General features: G+C 71.8%; 16 protein-coding genes. 6 read left to right on the top strand and 10 right to left on the bottom strand.

Annotated elements, in window-relative coordinates; translation table 11 throughout:
* Window positions 1-9: 9 nt before the first annotated feature.
* From RBXJA2T_RS11775 to cysQ, 5 genes are all read right to left on the bottom strand, one after another.
* Window positions 10-423: a hypothetical protein gene (locus RBXJA2T_RS11775; protein ID WP_009857599.1), complete on the bottom strand. Its 414-nt coding sequence runs from the start codon at window positions 421-423 to the stop codon at window positions 10-12.
* 4 nt (window positions 424-427) lie between these two features.
* The gene (locus RBXJA2T_RS11770) at window positions 428-1,333 is read right to left on the bottom strand and encodes a sulfotransferase family protein (RefSeq protein WP_009857598.1); all 906 of its coding nucleotides are present in this window, start codon (window positions 1,331-1,333) and stop codon (window positions 428-430) included.
* The gene (locus RBXJA2T_RS11765; protein ID WP_009857597.1) at window positions 1,334-2,152 is read right to left on the bottom strand and encodes a sulfatase-like hydrolase/transferase; all 819 of its coding nucleotides are present in this window, start codon (window positions 2,150-2,152) and stop codon (window positions 1,334-1,336) included.
* A 26-nt stretch (window positions 2,153-2,178) separates the two neighbouring features.
* A complete protein-coding gene (locus RBXJA2T_RS11760) occupies window positions 2,179-3,177 on the bottom strand; it encodes a hypothetical protein (protein ID WP_009857596.1) in 999 nt (332 codons plus the stop codon).
* A gap of 146 nt (window positions 3,178-3,323) precedes the next feature.
* Window positions 3,324-4,100 (bottom strand): 3'(2'),5'-bisphosphate nucleotidase CysQ, encoded by a 777-nt coding sequence (cysQ, locus tag RBXJA2T_RS11755; protein WP_009857595.1) that lies wholly within the window; start codon window positions 4,098-4,100, stop codon window positions 3,324-3,326.
* Between the two features lie 176 nt (window positions 4,101-4,276).
* Here cysQ and cysD point away from each other — a divergent pair, with 176 nt between their 5' ends.
* The 4 genes from cysD to ahpF all read left to right on the top strand — a co-directional run bounded on the left by cysD (window position 4,277) and on the right by ahpF (window position 9,600).
* Window positions 4,277-5,188 carry a sulfate adenylyltransferase subunit CysD gene (gene cysD / locus RBXJA2T_RS11750; RefSeq protein WP_009857594.1) on the top strand — a complete coding sequence of 304 codons (912 nt, stop codon included), beginning with the start codon at window positions 4,277-4,279 and terminating at the stop codon, window positions 5,186-5,188.
* A 1-nt stretch (window position 5,189) separates the two neighbouring features.
* Window positions 5,190-7,094, top strand: coding sequence for a sulfate adenylyltransferase subunit CysN (cysN, locus tag RBXJA2T_RS11745; RefSeq protein ID WP_009857593.1), 1,905 nt, complete (start codon window positions 5,190-5,192; stop codon window positions 7,092-7,094).
* A gap of 201 nt (window positions 7,095-7,295) precedes the next feature.
* On the top strand, window positions 7,296-7,859 hold the full coding sequence (gene ahpC, locus RBXJA2T_RS11740) for an alkyl hydroperoxide reductase subunit C (protein WP_009857592.1): 564 nt from the start codon (window positions 7,296-7,298) through the stop codon (window positions 7,857-7,859).
* Between the two features lie 172 nt (window positions 7,860-8,031).
* A complete protein-coding gene (gene ahpF / locus RBXJA2T_RS11735; RefSeq protein ID WP_009857591.1) occupies window positions 8,032-9,600 on the top strand; it encodes an alkyl hydroperoxide reductase subunit F in 1,569 nt (522 codons plus the stop codon).
* Window positions 9,601-9,677: 77 nt separating this feature from the next.
* Here ahpF and RBXJA2T_RS11730 read toward each other — a convergent pair whose 3' ends face one another.
* The 3 genes from RBXJA2T_RS11730 to RBXJA2T_RS11720 are packed head-to-tail and all read right to left on the bottom strand — an operon-like array spanning window position 9,678 to window position 14,315.
* On the bottom strand, window positions 9,678-10,238 hold the full coding sequence (locus RBXJA2T_RS11730; RefSeq protein ID WP_009857590.1) for a peroxiredoxin: 561 nt from the start codon (window positions 10,236-10,238) through the stop codon (window positions 9,678-9,680).
* Window positions 10,239-10,288: 50 nt separating this feature from the next.
* Window positions 10,289-11,416 carry a DUF1615 domain-containing protein gene (locus tag RBXJA2T_RS11725; RefSeq protein ID WP_009857589.1) on the bottom strand — a complete coding sequence of 376 codons (1,128 nt, stop codon included), beginning with the start codon at window positions 11,414-11,416 and terminating at the stop codon, window positions 10,289-10,291.
* A 31-nt stretch (window positions 11,417-11,447) separates the two neighbouring features.
* Window positions 11,448-14,315 carry a penicillin acylase family protein gene (locus tag RBXJA2T_RS11720; protein WP_009857588.1) on the bottom strand — a complete coding sequence of 956 codons (2,868 nt, stop codon included), beginning with the start codon at window positions 14,313-14,315 and terminating at the stop codon, window positions 11,448-11,450.
* A 162-nt stretch (window positions 14,316-14,477) separates the two neighbouring features.
* On the opposite strand from RBXJA2T_RS11720, the gene RBXJA2T_RS11715 reads away from it, so the two are divergent.
* Together RBXJA2T_RS11715 and RBXJA2T_RS11710 are read left to right on the top strand one after the other, a co-directional pair.
* On the top strand, window positions 14,478-14,936 hold the full coding sequence (locus RBXJA2T_RS11715; protein WP_009857587.1) for a hypothetical protein: 459 nt from the start codon (window positions 14,478-14,480) through the stop codon (window positions 14,934-14,936).
* Window positions 14,936-15,835 (top strand): DUF2145 domain-containing protein, encoded by a 900-nt coding sequence (locus tag RBXJA2T_RS11710; protein WP_009857586.1) that lies wholly within the window; start codon window positions 14,936-14,938, stop codon window positions 15,833-15,835. Before RBXJA2T_RS11715 ends, RBXJA2T_RS11710 begins: the two co-directional genes overlap by 1 nt.
* Before the next feature lie 25 nt (window positions 15,836-15,860).
* On the opposite strand, the gene RBXJA2T_RS11705 is transcribed toward RBXJA2T_RS11710, so the two are convergent.
* Entirely contained in the window at window positions 15,861-17,681 is a 1,821-nt protein-coding gene (locus tag RBXJA2T_RS11705; protein WP_237704884.1) for an EAL domain-containing protein, read from the bottom strand.
* Between the two features lie 47 nt (window positions 17,682-17,728).
* The coding region (locus tag RBXJA2T_RS11700) for a methyl-accepting chemotaxis protein (RefSeq protein ID WP_009857584.1) at window positions 17,729-19,170 on the bottom strand (1,442 nt) is incomplete at its 5' end.

Raw genomic sequence — 19,170 nt, 5'->3', positions numbered from 1 at the left:
GCGGCACCTCTAGTCGCGCTCGCTGCGTTCGAGCACGTCGAGCGCCAGCGCCTCGATCTCGCGCACGCGCAAGAGCCGCGTCTGCAGCTCCAGCAGCATCGCCTCGAACCAGCGCACCTGGTACTCGAGCTGGCGGCGCTCCTCGATGATGTCCTCGATCGGCGCGTTGGCCGGGGGCTGGCCGTGCTCGTCGAAGAGGATCTTGATCGACTCGGCGACCTGACGGTTGCCGTTGATGTAGTGGACCTGCTTCTCGACGAACTTCTTCGCCTTGCGCGCCTTGAACTCGCGCAGCAGCGCGTCGCGCAGGCCACGCTGCGCCGGCGACAGCCGGCTCAGGTCGGGGTGCGTCGTGACCGGCTTGCCGTCGATCGGGCCGAGCTTGGGGCGCTGGCCCAGCGGGGGGGTGTCGGAGTCGCTCATCGCCTCAATATCCAAACTCACGGGCGAGCTCGACGACCTCGGGCTTCAGGCCCTGGCCGTCCTCGCGCCAGGGCACCGGCCTGTCCAGTGGCGGCACCTTCACCTTGTGTGGGCGGAAGGTCGGGCCGGAGAGGAAGTTCGGGTCGTTGCCGAACAGCGCGTCCAGCGGGCCGAAGCAGGCGAACGGCGAACGTTCGGGATGCATCATCTCCTCGAGCGCATCGGCGTCGTCGCGGATGCCCAGCCAGCGGCAGATCATGCCGAGGAACTTCGGCGGATCGTTCATCACGTCCTCGCCGCGGATGCGCATCTGGCGCTCGGCCGGGATCGTGTCGAGGAAGTTCAGGATGTTGATGTTCAGGTCGTACCAGGCGAACTGGGGTTCGACGATGGCGCGGTCCTCGAGGAAGTCGATCGAGTTGACGAACAGCGCGAAGGTGCCGTCGTACAGGCTCATCACCGACTTGCACTGGCCCACCGGGTGGCGCGTCAGGTGCAGGTAGCGCGCATCGGGGAAGGTCTCGCGGATGCGCAGCAGGCGCTGGATGTCCACCGTGTACGCCGGGCTCTTCTCGACGGCGATCAGCGGGTCGATCCTGTCGACCAGCTCGCGGTAGATCTCGCCGGTGGACAGGTTCTGGCGCGCAGCGCACCAGTGGCTGGCCATGCGCACGCTGTCCATGGTCTGTTCGCCGCCGTAGATCTCGGCGACGGCACGCAGCAGGCCGTGGCGCGTCTTGGCCTCGCTGCCCATCTCGTCGGTGCTGCGCACCCACAGGTCGACGAGGCGCTCGACGTTGAACAGGCACAGCTCCGGCAGGCCGAAACACTGCGGATGCTGGCCCAGCATCGCGTTCATCAGCGAGGTGTAGGACCTCGGCGGCGCCAGCAGGAACAGCGGCGCGGCCATTCAGCCCAGCCGCCCCTCGACGAAGGGAACCTCGAAGCACTTCTCGTGCATGATGGGCCCGTGGCCGAAGTAGCCGTCCTCGCCGAACAGTTCGCCGTGGTCGGCGGTGACGATGAAGTGCGTGTTCGGCGGCGCCATGGCCATGATGCGGCCGATCTGCGCGTCGCAGTACTCGATGCACCTGATCTGCTGCAGCCGCAGCATCTCCATCTGGCCGGGCTCGAAACCGCGCCGGCCCTGCGTGGCCTCGGTCACCGCGTCCATGCCCTTCAGCGCACCGTGCAGCCCCGAGATGTGCGGCAGGTCGGCACCTGACAGCATGTACGGGTAGTGGGTCTCGCCGACGTTGAGGAAGTAGTAGTGCGGCTCGTCGTCGGGGAACTCCATCTCCGCGACCATGCCCTTGAAGTCGTTGTGATGGGGCATGAGCTTGTAGTCGTCGAAGTCGCGGCTGATCAGCGTGCTCTTGTTGAGCACCGGCATCGAGACCCGGGCGACGGTGCGGTAGCCGAGCTTGCGCAGCACCTTGGGCAGCGACAGGTCGGGCAGGAACTCCTTGAACGCGATGTCGGCGCAGCCGGTGCGCTCGCGCCACTGCGCGAACTCGTCCTTGTAGACCTCGGAGGCGAAGACGTCCTTGGGGCTCGTGTGCGGCAGCATGCCCATCGCGAAGGTGTGGTGCGACGGCGCCGTCCACGAGGCGTACGAATAGCGCTTCTGCGCCGCGCCGAGGCGGTCGACGTTGGGCGTGTTCGCGGCGACGAAGCTGTCGTGCCGGCAGCTGTCGAGCACGATGAAGACGATGTGGTTCAGGGACATGCAGGTTCCTCGGGACGCGGACACGCTCAGGGCAGCGCGATCTGCAGCAGGCCGCTCAGGTTGGTCACGCCCTCCGGCACGAGGGGCGCACCACCGACGATCAGCAGCGGGTAGTTCTGCAGCACCCACACCGGCGAGCCCGGGTGCTGCGTGTTGAGCTCGCCGTGGAACATCGACGGCGGCTGCTGGCCGTTCAGCGAGGTCAGCACGGCCTGGTCCTCGAAGGCGCCGCCCAGGGCGGTGTAGGTGCCGGCGTCGGCGTCCATCGTGATCGCCAGCCAGTCGGCGTCGCCGCCGAGCACGCCGGGGCCCACGAAGCGGCCCGGGAAGAAGCCGGCGAACTCCTCCTTCAGCGCCACCAGCCACTGCAGACGGCCATCGCCCAGCGTGCTTTCGCCCACCGACAGCAGCAGCTCGGTCTGCCCGGCACGCGCGATGCGGAAGCGGATCGGCGGCGTGCCGGCAACGGTCGGCGTCGCGGTGAAAACACTGTCGGCGACGCTCACCGTGTAGCTGCGCAGCGAGCCGCTGGCGCAGGCCGAGGTGTAGACGACCTCGTAGTCGTTCTCGCAGATCTGCAGCGTGTTGCCCGACAGCGTGGCGGTGGCCGGGTGCGTGCTGGCGTCGCTGCCGTCGGCGGCGACGCGCCGGATCATCAGGTTGTAGCGCCCGGCCGCGCCGGTGGTCGACGCGAGAAAGGTCTGCGCCGCGACGTAGGGCAGCAGCGTGTCGCCGACCTGGTGCACGCCGACGACGAGGCCTTCGGCGCTGCGCAGCCGCTCGGGCCCGGCACCGACGATCCAGCCGCCCTCGCCGTCGGGCACCAGCTCGCGCAGGTCGGAGACACCGTCGCCGCCGAGGCTGTAGCGGCCGGCGCCGAGGTCCAGCGCCATCGTGTAGGCGCGGCCGTCGGCGGCGAAGACCTGGTGGTCGCTGTCGTCCTCGGCGGCGTCGCTGCCGCGGGAGCCACCGCAGGCGGCCAGCGCCAGGCTGGCAGCCAGTGCACAAACGGTCGCGGCGCGCACCGCGAAGCTCCCAACGCCTCTGCCCATTCGTTCGACTCGTGTGACTTGCGTGAACCGATTGTTAGCGAGCCCCGGCGGTGGCGATACCGCCGGGACGCCCGCCCGGCTCATGCAAGTGCGGGGCCATCCCCGCGAGCGCGGGGGCTTCAGCCGCCGGCGCTGGCGACGAAGTGCGGGTTGTCGAAACCCGGCTTGCCGTAACGCAGCGGCGCACCGGCGACGGTGTCGACACGGCCACCGGCGGCGGCCAGCACGGCGTGGCCGGCGGCGATGTCCCACTCCATCGTGCGCCCCAGGCGCGGGTAGAGGTCGGCCTCGCCGGCGGCGACCAGGCACAGCTTCAGCGACGAGCCCGCATTGGCCAGCGCGGCCACCTTGCGCCCGGCCAGAAACGCGTCGAGCGCAGCGGCGTCGCCGTGCGAGCGGCTGGCGACGACGGTCAGCCCGTCGGCCGGCACCTCGCGGCAGCGGATCGCACGCACCACGCCGGCTTCCTCGACACGCGCGCCCTGCCCGCGTGCACCGGCAAAGAGCCGGTCGAGCGCCGGCGCGAAGACCACGCCGAGCACCGGCTCGCCGCGGTGCACCAGCGCGATGTTGACGGTGAACTCGCCGTTGCGGCTGATGAACTCCTTGGTGCCGTCCAGCGGGTCGACGAGCCAGAACCAGTCGCCGACCTCGGGCACCGAACCCGCGGCGACGGCCTCCTCGGCGACCACCGGCACCTCGGGCGCCAGCGCGTGCAGCGCCGGCACGATGAGTTTCTCGGCACGTTCGTCGGCCTCGGTCACGGGCGAGGCATCGTCCTTGCCGCGCACCGAGAAATCGGTGGCGTAGATCTGCATGATCAGCGCGCCAGCACGGCGCGCGATGGCGCTCACCTCGTCCAGCAGGCCGGGGGCGGCCACTCGTTCTTCGGTCATGAACAGTCCTCCTGTGCGCCGACTTTAGCGGCGCCGGGCCGGCCGGCAGCCGACGCCTGTGCGCCGGCGTCCCTCATCCCCACGAGGTGCGCGGCCCCGGGGCCTTGGGGGATACTCACGGCCCCGCGGCATGCCGCTTGCTGCGGCGCAGCACGAGACCACCGAGCACGAGGCCTATGCATCCACCGATCAACCTGACCCATCTGCAGCGCCTGGAAGCCGAGAGCATCCACATCCTGCGAGAAGTCGTCGCCGAGGCCGACAAGCCGGTGATGCTCTACTCGATCGGCAAGGACAGCGCGGTGATGCTGCACCTGGCGCGCAAGGCCTTCTTCCCCGCGCCGCCGCCGTTCCCGCTGCTGCACGTGGACACGACCTGGAAGTTCCGCGACATGTACGCGATGCGCGAACGCATGGCGCGCGAGCTCGGCATGGAGCTGCTGGTCCATCACAACCCCGAGGCCATGGAACGCGGCATCAACCCGTTCGACCACGGCTCGCAGATCCACACCGACATGTGGAAGACCCAGGGCCTGAAGCAGGCGCTGGACCACCACGGCTTCGACGCCGCGTTCGGCGGCGCCCGCCGCGACGAGGAGAAGAGCCGCGCCAAGGAGCGCATCTTCTCGTTCCGCACCGCGCAGCACCGCTGGGACCCGAAGAACCAGCGTCCCGAGCTCTGGCACCTCTACAACGGCCGCAAGCACAAGGGCGAGTCGATCCGCGTCTTCCCGATCTCGAACTGGACCGAGCTCGACATCTGGCAGTACATCTACCTCGAGAACATCCCCATCGTGCCGCTGTACTACGCGGCCGAACGGCCGGTGGTCGAGCGCGACGGCACGCTGATCATGGTCGACGACGAGCGCATGCGCCTGAAGCCCGGCGAGCAGCCGATGATGAAGAAGGTGCGTTTCCGCACGCTGGGCTGCTACCCGCTGTCCGGCGCCGTGGAGTCCGAAGCCGAGACGCTGGTCGACATCATCCAGGAGATGCTGCTGACGCGCACCAGCGAACGCCAGGGCCGCATGATCGACCACGACACGGCCGCTTCCATGGAGAAGAAGAAGCAAGAGGGGTACTTCTGAGATGGCGCACGTTTCCGACCTCATCGCCACCGACATCGAGCGTTATCTCGAACAGCACGAGAAGAAGAGCCTGCTGCGCTTCATCACCTGCGGCTCGGTCGACGACGGCAAGAGCACCGTCATCGGGCGCCTGCTGTACGAGTCGAAGATGCTGTTCGAGGACCAACTCGCGGCCATCGAGGCCGACTCCCGGAAGTGGGGCACGCAAGGCGGCGACATCGACTTCGCGCTGCTCGTCGACGGCCTGGCCGCCGAGCGCGAGCAGGGCATCACGATCGACGTCGCCTACCGCTTCTTCAGCACCGACCGGCGCAAGTTCATCGTCGCCGACACGCCCGGGCACGAGCAGTACACGCGCAACATGATCACCGGCGCGTCGACCGCCGACGTCGCGGTGATCCTGGTCGACGCGCGCAAGGGCGTGCTGACGCAGACCCGCCGCCACAGCTACCTCGTCTCGCTGATCGGCATCCGCAAGGTGGTGCTGGCGATCAACAAGATGGACCTGGTGGACTACTCGCAGCAGGTCTACAACCGCATCGACGAGGAGTACCGCGAGTTCGCCCGGCAGATCGGCCTGGCCGACATCACGACGATCCCGCTGTCGGCCCTGAAGGGCGACAACATGACCGAGCCGAGCACGCAGACCGGCTGGTACCACGGCCCGACGCTGATGGGCTTTCTCGAGACCTGCGAGATCGACGAGACGCGGCTGCAGAACGGGCCGCTGCGCCTGCCGGTGCAGTGGGTCAACCGCCCCAACCTCGACTTCCGCGGTTTCTGCGGCCTGATCGCCAGCGGCAGCGTGCGCCCCGGCGACCGCGTGCGCGTGCAGCCCTCGGGCCGCGAGAGCACGGTCGCGCGCATCGTCGCCCACGGCGGCGACCTGCCGGTGGCCGTCGCCGGCCAGTCGGTGACGCTGACGCTGGCCGACGAGGTCGACATCTCGCGCGGCGACGTGATCTCCGCCGCCGACGCGCCGGCCGAGGTCGCCGACCAGTTCGAGTGCTCGATCGTCTGGATGGCCGACGAGCCGATGCTGCCCGGCCGGCCCTACCTGCTGAAGCTCGGCACGCGCACCGTCAGCGTCTCGGTGACCGAGCCCAAGTACAAGGTCAACGTCAACACGCTGGAGCGCCTGGCGGCCAAGCAGCTGGAGTTGAACGAGATCGGCGTCTGCAACATCGCGCTCGACCGCGCCGTGCCCTTCGACGCCTACCAGGCCAACCGCGAGACCGGCGGCTTCATCCTGATCGACCGGCTGACGAACAACACCGTCGGCGCCGGCATGCTGCACTTCGCGCTGCGCCGCGCGCACAACATCCACCTGCAGCACGTCGACATCGACAAGGCCGCGCGCTCGCTGCAGAAGGGCCAGAAGCCGGTGGTGCTGTGGTTCACCGGGCTGTCGGGCGCCGGCAAGTCGACGATCGCCAACCTCGTCGAGAAGCGGCTGCACGCGCTCGGCCGCCACTCCTACCTGCTCGACGGCGACAACGTGCGCCACGGCCTGAACAAGGACCTCGGCTTCACCGAGGCCGACCGCGTCGAGAACGTGCGCCGCGTCGGCGAGGTCGCCAGGCTGATGGTCGACGCCGGCCTGATCGTGCTGACGGCCTTCATCTCGCCGTTCCGCGCCGAGCGCCGGCTGGCGCGTTCGCTGGTCGCCGACGGCGAGTTCATCGAGGTGCACGTCGACACGCCGCTGGACGTCGCCGAGAGCCGCGACGTCAAGGGCCTGTACAAGAAGGCGCGCCGAGGCGAGCTGCGCAACTTCACCGGCATCGATTCGCCGTACGAGCCGCCGGAAAACCCCGAGATGCGCATCGACACCACCGAGCTGACCGCCGAACGGGCCGCCGACCGGGTCATCGAACTGCTGCGCGAGCGGGGCGTGATCGCCTGACAAGCGCCTGGCTCGCCATGAAGGCCGCGCGTTCCCGGCAGGGCACGCGCGGCTTTTTCATTTCGGGCCGGCTATAGCCGTGCTCAATGGTCCTGATTGAAACGATCGACTGCCAACATCGAGACCGGCCGCTACAGTCTCCTGGTCGCGTTCTCCTTCACTCGCGTCTCTCACCGACCCAACCATCAGAGGAGTCTCCCCATGTCGCTGATCAACACCCAAGTCAAGCCGTTCAAGGCCACCGCCTACCAGACCGGCAAGTTCTTCGACGTCACCGAAGAAAGCCTCAAGGGCAAGTGGAGCGTCGTGGTGTTCTACCCGGCCGACTTCACCTTCGTCTGCCCGACCGAACTCGAAGACCTGGCCGACACCTACGCCGAGTTCCAGAAGCTGGGCGTCGAGGTCTACGGCGTGTCGACCGACACCCACTTCGCGCACAAGGCCTGGGCCGAGACCTCGCCGGCGATCCAGAAGGTCAAGTACCCGCTGATCGGCGACCCGACCGGCACGCTGACGCGCAACTTCGAGGTCATGATCGAAGAGGAAGGCCTGGCGCTGCGCGGCACCTTCGTCATCAACCCCGAAGGCCAGATCAAGCTCTGCGAGATCCACGACAACGGCATCGGCCGTGACGCCAGCGAGCTGCTGCGCAAGGTCAAGGCGGCCCAGTACGTCGCTTCGCACCCGGGCCAGGTCTGCCCGGCCAAGTGGCAGGAAGGCGCCGCGACGCTGACCCCGTCGCTGGACCTGGTCGGCAAGATCTAAGCCGCCCGGCACCCCGGCCCGCCCCAGCGGGCCCCACGGACGCCCGGCTCGCCCGGGCGTTTTGCCGACAGGGCCCGGCTCCCGGGCCCCTGTCGCCAGCCCCCCGCGCGGGACGGGCGCTGACGACAGGGCGACGCCCTTCCCTCCCCGCATCGCCAACAGGAACACCGCCATGCTCGACGCCAACCTCAAGACCCAGCTCAAGGCCTACCTGGAGCGCCTGCAGCAGCCGATCGAACTCGTCGCCTCGCTCGACGACCGCCCGGCCTCGGCCGAGATGCGGGCGCTGCTCGAGGACATCGCGCCGCTGTCGGCGCTGATCAGCGTGCGCTACGACGGCAACGACGCGCGCCGCCCGTCGTTCTCGATCAGCCGCGCTGGCGCCGACATGGGCGTGCGTTTCGCGGCCATCCCGATGGGCCACGAGTTCACCTCGCTGGTGCTGGCGCTGCTGCAGGCCGGCGGCCACCCGCCCAAGCTCGACGCCGACACGATCGCGCAGATCCAGGGCCTGGAAGGCGACTTCGTCTTCGAGACCTACATGTCGCTGACCTGCCACAACTGCCCCGACGTCGTGCAGGCGCTGAACCTGATGGCGGTGCTGAACCCGCGCGTGCGCCACGTCGCGATCGACGGCGGCCTGTTCAAGGCCGAGGTCGACGCGCGCCAGATCATGGCCGTGCCGACGGTGTTCCTGAACGGCCAGCCCTTCGGCTCGGGCCGCATGGAGATCGGCGAGATCCTGGCCAAGGTCGACACCGGCGCCGCCGCGCGCGACGCCGCCAAGCTGGCGAAGAAGGAGCCGTACGAGGTGCTGATCGTCGGCGGCGGCCCGGCCGGCGCCGCGGCGGCGATCTACGCCGCGCGCAAGGGCATCCGCACCGGCATCGTCGCCGAACGTTTCGGCGGCCAGACGCTGGACACGCTGGCCATCGAGAACTTCGTCTCGGTGATGGAGACCGAAGGGCCGAAGTTCGCCGCCGCGCTGGAAGCCCACGTGCGCGCCTACGCCGTCGACGTCAACGTCGGCCAGCAGGTGCAGGCCGTGGTCCCGGCGCCGCAGCCGGGCGCCCACGCGACGGTCAAGCTGGCCAACGGCGCCGAGCTGAAGGGGCGCACGGTGATCCTGGCCACCGGCGCGCGCTGGCGCAACGTCAACGTGCCCGGCGAGCAGGAGTACAAGACCCGGGGCGTGGCCTACTGCCCGCACTGCGACGGCCCGCTGTTCAAGGGCAAGAAGGTCGCCGTCATCGGCGGCGGCAACTCCGGCGTCGAGGCCGCGATCGATCTCGCCGGCGTCGTCGAGCACGTGACGCTGATCGAGTTCCTCGACCAGCTGAAGGCCGACGCGGTGCTGGTCGACAAGCTCAAGAGCCTGCCCAACGTCACGATCCACACCAACGCGCAGACGACCGAGATCACCGGCGACGGCCAGAAGGTCAACGGCCTGCGCTACAAGGACCGTGTCTCGGGCGCCGAGCACCACGTCGAACTGGCCGGCGTGTTCGTGCAGATCGGCCTCGTGCCCAACACCGAGTTCCTGAAGGGCACGCTGGAGCTGAGCCGCTTCGGCGAGATCGTCATCGACCCGAAGTGCGCGACCAGCGTGCCGGGCATCTTCGCCGCCGGCGACGTGACGACCGTGCCGTACAAGCAGATCATCATCGCCACCGGCGAAGGCGCGAAGGCGGCGCTGTCGGCCTTCGACTACCTGATCCGCACGCCGGCCGAGCAGGGCTGAGGCCTGGCGACGGCCGGAAGTCGGGGGTCAGGTCTCACAAGACCTGACCCCTTTTTTCAGCCGTCGCATCGCGCCGCTCACTTCGCCGCCGGCGCCTTGCGGCCGACGAGCTTCTCGACGGCCGCCATCGTCCGCGAAACGTGCTCGTCGGGGTCGAGGCTCTCCCAGACGTAGGCGACGCGGCCGTCACGGCCGATGACGTAGGACACACGCTTGGCCATGCCGGGCAGGAAGGCGATCTTCGCGTCATAGGCGCGGATCACGCGCGAGTCGGCGTCGGAGGCGACGGCGAACTTGTCGCGGCAGGCTTCGCTGGAAAAGCGCTGCAGCGTCGGCAGATCGTCGTTGGAGACGCCGATGACGGTCGCACCGAGCTTCTCGAACTGCGGCGTGGCCTCGGCGAACAGGTGCGCCTCGACGGTGCAGCCGGACGTGAAGGCCTTCGGGAAGAAGAACAGCACCACCGGCCCGCGCGAGAGCGCGTCGGCCAGCGCGAAGCGCGTCGGCTTGCCGGCCAGCGCGGCATCGGTGGTGAAGTCGGGCGCCTTGGCGCCGACTTCCAGCGCCGCCAGCGCGGCCGGCGACACGGCGGCCATCGTGGCCGCCGCGGCGAAAGAGCAGATCGTGGAACGCAGCATCGTGGACTCCTGAGTGCACGCAGTCTGCCAGCGCGGCGCGATCCACGTTCTCACGCGGGCGAATCGGCGCGCGCGACGCAGCGGCGCTGGCGCTCGTCGACGCGCCGCGCGAACCACTCGGTGGTCAGCTTGCGCTGGATCTTCGGTCCTTCGAGCGTGATGCGCGGCAAGGCGGCGCGCGGCAGCGTGCGGCCCTGGCGTTCGGCGAGCGCGAACACACGCTGCCACAGCCGCGAACGCTCGAATCCCGGCCCCTCGCCTTGCGCCAGTTCGCGGCGGATGTCGTCGGCGTCCAGGCCCAGGCGCGAGGCCAGCGAACGTGCCGCAGTCTCGGTGGCGCCGGGCGGCGTGTCGCGGCCGGCGTCGGGCGGCAGCAGGTCGCCGTCGGGCACCAGCGGGATGCCGGTGACGGCAGCCAGCGCGTTCTGGAACGCGGCGTTGCGGCTGGCCCAGCGGCCGGCGTTGAAGTCGGCGTAGCGGTAGATCAGCGCGTCGTACGGCGCCTCGTAGTCCAGCAGATGGGCGACGCCGAAGTACAGCCCGCCGCGGCGCGTGAAGACCTCGTCGCGCACCGAGCCCTTCAGCGGGTACGGGTAGCCGCGCTCGGCCTGGCGCTCGGCAAACGCCACCGAGACCTGCATCGGCCCGCCGGTGCGCACCGGGTTGCGGCTGGCGAGGAATCGCCGGCCCAGCGGCACGCGGTCGATGAAGCTCTCGTACAGCTCGCTGAGCTCGCGTTCGGTCTTCACCGCGGCCAGGCGTTCGTTCCACGAGCGTCCGTCGGGCGACGGCAGCACCAGCGCCGCGGCGACGGCCAGGCGCGGCACGCCGGCCCGTTCGGCGCGTTCCTCGAGCTCGCGGCGCGCGATCTCGCCCAGCCGTGGCACCGGCGGGTCGGCGCGCAGGCCGGACTCCTGCTCGGCCACCGCGATCGCGGCGCAGAGGTTCTCGACGCTGGGCTCCACGCCCAGCGCCGAGAACGCGACCTGCAGGTCCTGCGCCCAGCCGGCGCGGTCGGCCAGGGCCGGCGGCAGCAGCGACTGCACCCGCTGGCGCACGTCGGCCGGGCGCTCGGGCGCGTCGGCCGGCCGGGGCGCCGTCGTGCAGCCGGCGGCCAGGGCCGCCGCGGCGATGGCCGCGCCCAGGCGCAGCGTCGGAAGGCATCGGGAGCGGTTCATCACCCCCGATGCTGCCGCAAAGCGCGCGCGTTCAGCGTGCCGGACGGTACAGCGTGCGGCTGACGGCCGCGCGCTGGATCTCCGCCGCCGTGACGCGGAACGGATAGGTCTCGTTGCTCAGCCAGCGGCCGAGGAAGTTGGCGTAGTCCTCGCTGCCGAGCACGCCGCTCTGCCCGCCGGGCAGGATGGACCGCGCCGGGATGCCGCCCGGGCCGGGCGCGCCGACATAACGCCGGTTGGGGCCTGACGAGAACATGAACGCACCGTCGTCGGCCGCACGCGGCGAGTGGTTGGCGACGTCCACCGTGCCCAGCCCGCCGTCGACCGCCAGCCCGGGCAGCCCGGCGACCGAGGGCTCGAAGCCCGGCGTCGCGCCGGGGATGCTCTCGTCGCCGAAGACCCCGGCCAGCACGATGCGGTGCAGCTTGCCCCAGCGCCAGTCGCCCGGGGCCGTCGAACGCCCGAAGGCGCGCTCGAAGGCCGGCCCGGAGAGCCGCTCCAGCGCGTCCTGCAGCGCCTTCAGCAGCACGTAGTCGCGCCGCTGCGCGGCCTCGGGCAGCCCGGTCCAGGCGAAGAAGTCGACACCGGACAGGCCGATGCCGTCGCGCTCGACGAGGTGGCGCAGCGACTTCATCGCCTCCTGGCTGCCCGGCTGCGGCAGGCCGTACTGGGCCAGCGTGCGGTCCAGACCCAGCGCGATCGCCTGGCCGCGCCAGACGGCGTGGATCGTCGCGGCGACGCTGGCGTCGATCTCGCGCGGCGTCGGCGCGCGGCGCTGGCCGTTGAAGTCCGAGGCGTCGTAGCCGGTCTCGATGCCGGTCGGCGTGTCGAAGCCCCAGCGGCGCAGGCGCTCGGCGGCTTCGGCGACGCGCGTGTCGGCAGCCAGCGCCTGCAGCGCCGCCGGGGCGCCGGCGGCGCGGGCGCCGTCGTAGGCCCGCAGCAGCCACGGCACGAAGACCTGGGCGTCGACGAGCACGGTGTCGGCCTGGATGCTCGCCATCTCGCGCCGCGTCACCGGGCCGGCGGCGATCGCGGCCTGCAGCCGCTGGGTGATGCGGCCGGCGCGCAGCCCGAAGTCGAAGCCCGGCCCCAGGTAGTACAGCCCGCCGCCGGGGCGGCGCTGGTTCAGCGGGTCGTTGTCCAGCGTCAGCCCGGCGGGGTCGTTGTTGGCGTTGACGAAGAAGCCCTCGGGCGGGTCGACGGCCTGCGGCATCTCGGCGAACGGCAGCGTCTCGTAGCCGCTGGCGTCGGTCGGCCCGGGCGAGGCCTTCTTCAGCCATTCGTTGCCGCCCTGGCCGTTGCGCACCAGGAACGGCGGCGCGCCGGCCACGCCGCCGGCCTGCAGGTCCTCGCGCAGCGGGATCTCGCCGCTGGTGTACCAGGCCATGCGGCCGTCGACGTCGCCGACGACGAAGTTCTGCGAGCCGACGTCGAAATACTGCAGCGCGGCGCGCACGTCCTCCAGGCTGGCGGCGCGGTTCAGCAGCCGGTAGGCGTCGAGTTCGCGTGTCGCGCTGGCGCCGATCCACTGGATCGTGATGGCGCTGCCGGCCGCGGCGTCGAGCTGCACCACGGGGCCGTGGCGCGGCACCAGCAGCACCACCGGCGGCACCTGCACGCTCGGCGGCACGGTGTCCAGCGCGTCGGTGCGCGACGGGTCGAGCGCGTTGACCCGGAAGCTGACCGGGATCGGCACGATGGCTTCGTTCTGCCCCTGGTACACCGAGGCCAGGCCGCTGGCGGTGCCGGCGGCGACGATGCGCTCGGCGTAGGCGTCGGTGACGTCATAGGCGCTGGTCGTCGAGCCCCAGGCGACACGCCGGTTCTGGCCGAGCACGATCCAGGGCACGCCGGGGAAGCTGCTGCCGATCGCGTCCAGCCCGTCGGCGCTGACGAGGTGCTGGTCGTAGAGATTGGACGGCATGCCCAGCGACAGGTGCGGGTCGTTGGCCACCAGCGGCCGGCCGTCGGCCGTCAGCCGCGCGCTGACCGCCCACTCGTTGCTGCCGATCTGGTGCTGGCGCCGCGAGAGCACGCGCTCGAGCAGCGGCACGCGTTTCGTGCGCTCGAGCTGGCGCCTGAGCAGCGGCGCCAGCGTCGCCGGCACCGCCGACGGCTGCGATCCGGCCGCCGCGGCACTCCAGGGCAGCGGCCCGCCGGCGTCGGGCAGCGTCGACGCCGGGTCGAAGGGCGCGGCGCGGTAGACGTCGCCGAAGAACAGCGCCTGCGCCAGCCGCTCGTCGCCCAGCGCGGCGCGGTAGGCCAGCCAGGCGCTGGTGAGATCGGTGTCGAAGTCGAACGAGAGCTGGAACGACACCAGCTTGCCGATCGCCAGGCTGTCCACCGGCGTCCAGGGGCTGAACTTCGTCAGCCGCAGCCGCGTGTAGTCGGCCGGCAGCGGGTGCGCCGCGACCCAGGCGTTGACGCCGGCAGCATAGGCCTCCAGCCCGGCGCGCAGCTCGGGCGAGGCCGCCGTCAGCGACTTCTCGGCGGCACGGCGCAGGCCGATCGTGCGCAGCTGCACGTCCTGCGCCAGCGCCGAGGCGCCGACCAGCTCGGCCAGCGTGCCGCTGGCGGTGCGGCGCAGCGTGTCAGCCTGGAACAGCCGGTCCTCGGCGTGCAGCCAGCCCTGCATGAACAGCGCGTCGCGTTCGGTCTGCGCGCGCACGTGGGCGACGCCGTCGACGTCGCGCACGACGCTCACCGGGCCGCGCAGCCCGGCGACGGCGACGCTGCCGTCGTCGGCAGACGCCAGTGGCGAGACACACGCGAGCCAGGCGGACAGGGGCAGGACGGCGCGACGCAGCCAGGGGCGCATGGTGATCTCCTCGTGGGTGTCGTGACGGCCCGGGCCGGCCGTGGCCGCGGCAGCGTAGGCCGGGCACCGCAGCGCGTCCATGAAGGCTGTCCCGGCCCCTATCCCCCGCGGATCGGGGGACGGCGGCGCATCGCTGCGACGGGCCGGCGGCGCGCAAGCGGCGCCCGCCCGCCACCGGTGGCCGCGGCAACCAGGGCCGCGAATCCGGGTACGCTCGGTGTTCCGACCTGCCTTCGCGCCCCGATGCCTTTCAAGACGATCCGCCCCGCCCTGCTCGCGGCCGCCGTGCTGGCCGCCACCACCTTGAACGCCCACGCCGAGAGTCTGGCGTCCTCGGCCTCCAGTGCGGGGTCGGCCTCGTCGGCCAGCGTCTCGCACTCGATCGAGGGTTCCAGCGACAGCTCGAGCCGGGCCGCGGACCGTGTCGCCGGCGACTACCGCGTCGTCGACGTGGCCCAGGCCCCGGGCCGACCCGGCGAGCTGCGCCTGACGCTGCAGCGCCTGGACGACGCCGGCGCCGAACTGCGCCTGTACGTGCCCGCCGGGGCGCTGGCGCAGCCGCTGGCCACCGGCGAACGCATCCGGGCGCGTGAACGCGGCTATGGCTACGAGTTCCGCCGCGGCGACGCGCCCGAGCCCTTCTTCCTCGCGCTGCACGACGCGCCGCAGCGCGAGCTGGCGCCGCGCGCCGTCACGCTCTGATGCGCCGGGCCGCCGCCGCGGCGGCCCTGCTGGGCACGCTCGCCACGCCGGCCGCCGCCGCGCTGCCCGGCCTGTGCGCGCGGCCGGTGACGATGAGCGCGCTGCAGCAGTCGCGCCTGCTGCAGTTCGCCGGGCTCGTGCGCCAGGCGCTGCTGCGCTCGGACGCCACCGCGGCGCTGGTGGCGCGCTCGGGCACCGACCTCGGCCGATTCGGCATCCGCTACTCGCACGCCGCGCTGGCACTGCGCGAGCACCCGCTCGCGCCCTGGGCGGTGCGCCAGCTCTACTACGCCTGCGACGAGGCCCGCCCGCGGCTGTTCGACCAGGGTCTGGCCGGTTTCGTCTCGGGCACCGACGACGCCGAGCGCGGCTTCGTCTCGGTGCTGCTGCTGCCGGCCGCCGACGGCCGCGCGGTGCAGGCCGCGGCGCTGGACAACGCCCGCGCGCTGCGCCTGCTGGGCGGCACCTACAGCGCCAACGCCCACGCCTGGTCGACGCGCTACCAGAACTGCAACCAGTGGGTCGCCGAGCTGTTGGCCGACGCCTGGCAGCCGCTGGCCGCCGATGCCGAGCCGCGTGAACAGGCCCAGGCCTGGCTGCGTGCGCAGGGCTACACGCCGACGGCGGTGGCGGTGGGCTCGCACGCGCTGGTCTTCGCCGCCCAGCTCGTGCCCTACCTGCACGTGCGCGACCACCCGCTGGCCGACCTGCAGGCGCTGACGATGCACGTCAGCCTGCCGGCGTCGATCGAGGCCTTCGTGCAGGGCCGCCTGCCGGGCGCGCAGCGGCTGGAGTTCTGCCATGCCGGCGGCCGCGCCGTCGTGCGCCGCGGCGGCCCGCCGCTGCCGGCCGACTGCAGCGCCGCACCGGGCGACGAGGCGGTCTCGCTGGACGACTGAGCACCGCGCCGGCGCGCGGGCCGGCTCAGGGCAGCGGCGTCACGCCCTCGGCCGGCCGCAGCGCCGTCAGCGGCGCCACGCCTTGCACGTGGATCGACAGACCGGTCTGCTTGGCGGTCTGCTTGGCGCGCGCCGCGGCGCTGGCGACATCGGACGCGCTGCGGAACAGCGTGCCGGCCGCGACCTCGACGACGCCCATGTAGACCGAGACGAAGCCGAAAAAACGTTCGACGCCGTGGCGGTCCTCGGCGCGGATGCCGCCGGCGGCCTGCGCGTCCGCGTCGTACAGGCCGATCGCGGCGGCGTCGAAATCGGCCACCATGCGCTCGCAGCGTGCGCGCCAGTCGGCACTCTGGAACAGGATGACGAAGTCGTCGCCGCCGACGTGGCCGACGAAGTCGCGCCGCGGGTCGGCATGGGCCTGGATCGTCGCCGCCAGCAGCTTGATCATGCGGTCGCCGCACCAGTAGCCGTAGTGGTCGTTGAAGGGCTTGAACTGCGCCAGGTCGGCGTAGCAGGCGACGAAACTCGCGCCGGCGGCCTGCAGGCGCTCGATGTGCTCGCTGATCGGGCTGTTGCCGGGCAAAAAGGTCAGCGGGTTGGCGTGGCGCGCGGCCTCGATGCGGCTCTCGGTCACCTGGCGCACCAGCTGCTGACCGGTGCCCAGGCCGCGGTAGCGGCCGTTGTCGACGTAGACGAATCCTTCGCTCAGGTAGCGCTGGTCGGGCGAGGTCAGCAACTCGGCGAGCTCGTCGATGCCGGCGTTGACGTCGACCAGCGTCGGCTCGGTGTTGGCGAAGGCCAGGCAGGGTTTGCGCCCGCAGACCTCCTTGAAGTAGAGCTTGGCGTAGCGGTCCAGGCACTGCTGGCGGCCCACCAGCGCCACCGGGCGATCGCCGTCGACGAGCGCGATGGCGTGCCATTCGGGATGCGCGGTGAACATCGCGACGACCTGGTCGTTGCTGGCGTCCAGCCCGACCGGCGGCACCTCGACGATCTTGGCCTGGCTCAGCCGGCGCGGCAGCGGCGCGGTGCGTTCGGTGGGCAGCACGGCGATCTGGCGGTCACCCAGCACCGACAGCGCCTCGGGTTCGGGGGCGGCGCGCGGCGACGCCGCCGGGCGGCCGAGCAGGTAGCCCTGGGCCAGCGGACAACCCAGGTCGCGCAGCGCGCGCAGGTCTTCCTGCGTCTCGACCCCCTCGGCGACGAGCATCGTGCCGAAGGTGTCGGCGATCTGCATCAGCGCGCGCAGCGTGCGCAGCCGCTTCGGGTTCTGCGCGATGTCGCGGCTGAAGTACTTGTCGATCTTGACGACGTCGGGGTTCAGTTCGGACCACAGCCGCAGGCTGGAGCGGCCGTCGCCGAAGTCGTCGAGCACGAAGCTCATGCCGGCGCCGTGCACGCCGTCGGCGATCTCGACGAGCAGCGGGATGTCGGCGACACGTTCGTGCTCGGTGATCTCGAAGGCCACGCTCTGCGGGTTGACGCCCCAGCGCTGCACGCTGTGGGCGATGTCCTGCGCGCTGCGCCCGGCGAAGCAGCGCACCAGCGCCGAGGCGCTGATGTTGATGAACAGCCGCCCGGCCTGGCGCATCGCCGCCCAGCGCTCCAGCGCCAGCACGACGCAGGCGACCTCGAACTCCTGCAGCAACTCCTCCTGGCGCGCCTGCGCCAGCAGCGCCTCGGCGCCGTGCAGCGCGGTGCCGCGCGGCCCGCGCACCAGCGCCTCGTGGGCGTGGATGCGGCCGTCGGCCAGCGAGACGATGGGCTGGAAGTGGATCTCCAGCGCCCGTTCCAGCATCAGGCGCGCCAGGGGCCGGGAGGTGTCGCCGAGATCGAATTTCATCGGGTCGGATACCGGTTTGGAGTGGCCATGGAACAGCGGCAGCGCGCTCATTCGACGTCTCCCTGGCTGCCCGCGCCGGTGCGAAAGCGCGCCACCGTCGCGACCAGCTCGCGGGCCTGGCGCTCGAGCTCGGCGGTGGCCGCGGCGGTCTGCTCGACCAGCGCGCCGTTGTGCTGCGTCGCGCTGTCCAGCGCCTGCAGCGCGGCGACCACCTGGCGCACCTCGTGGCCCTGGCGTGCCGCGCCTTCGGCGATCGTCGCCACCAGCGCCCGCGCCTCGCCGGCCTCGCCGACGATGGCCTGCATGTGCTCCCCCGCACGGCGCACGACGGCGCTGCCGGCGCGCACGCCGTCGACGTTCTCGCCGATCAGGCCCTGGATCTCGCGCGCCGCGTCGGCCGAGCGCCGCGCCAGCAGGCGCACCTCGGCGGCGACGACGGCGAAGCCGCGCCCCTGCTCGCCGGCACGCGCCGCCTCGACGGCGGCGTTGAGCGCCAGCAGGTTGGTCTGGAAGGCGATGCCGTCGATCGTGTCGACGATGGCCGCGATGCGCCCGGCCGAGGCGTCGACGCGCGCCATCGTGCGCACCGCCTCGTCCATCGTCTGCTGGCTGACGCGCGCGGCCTGGACATAAGCGTCGGCCGCCACGGCGGCGCGGCCCGAGCGCTGCTCGCCGTCGGCGGCGTCGCGGCCGATGCGCTCCAGCGCGGCATGCGTGTGCTGCAGGCCGGCGGCGGCCTGCCCGCTGCGCGTGGACAGATCGCCGGCTCCGGCGGCGATCTCGCGGCCGGCACGGGCCACCGTCTCGGCGGCGGTGCGCACCTGCTCGACGACCGCGCGCAGCGACTCTCGCGCCGCGGCGGCGCTGCGCTGCAACTCGGCGGCCTCGTCGCGGCCGGCCGGCAGCGGCGCCGGGCGCAGGTCGCCCTGCGCGATGCGGCCGAGTTCCTGGCCGACGGCGGCGAAACCCGACTCCAGAGAACGTGCGAAGCAGACGAAGAGATAGGCGGCGAGCAGCAACGCGCCGCCCAGCAGCGCGGCATGCAGCGCGCTGCGGCGCGCCAGCTCGGCACGGCGCTCGGCCAGCCGGGCATCGACCGCCGGCAGCGCCGAGGCCGCCTGCTGCCACAGCGTGTGCAGCGCGGCGCGGCCCTGGGCATAGACCTCGTCGGGCGTGAAGGCGTCGCGCACCAGCGCCGAGACGTCCGCAGCTTGCACGAATGCGGCGGCCGGCGAGGCGGCCTGGCCTGCGTCGGCCAGCGCCGCCGTCGCCCGCGCCTGCCAGGCAGCCTGGCGCTGGTACTGCGCCGGCTCGTCGAGCGCACCGCGCACCACGCCGTGCACCGCCCAGCCCCACAGCGAGGCGCTGTCGGCCGCGGCGCGCGGCAACGCCACCAGCGCCCGGCGCACCGGGTCGGCGACCTCGGGGTCGGCGTCGTGCGCCAGCTCGCCCTGGCCCAGCAGCGCCGGGATCAGCGCCGCGGCCTCGG

The organism is Rubrivivax benzoatilyticus JA2 = ATCC BAA-35 (assembly GCF_000190375.1).
GTDB classification, from domain to species: Bacteria; Pseudomonadota; Gammaproteobacteria; order Burkholderiales; family Burkholderiaceae_C; genus Rubrivivax; species Rubrivivax benzoatilyticus.
The sequence above is the reverse complement of the archived record's forward strand: the minus strand, read 5'-3'. Positions and strand labels throughout refer to the sequence as shown.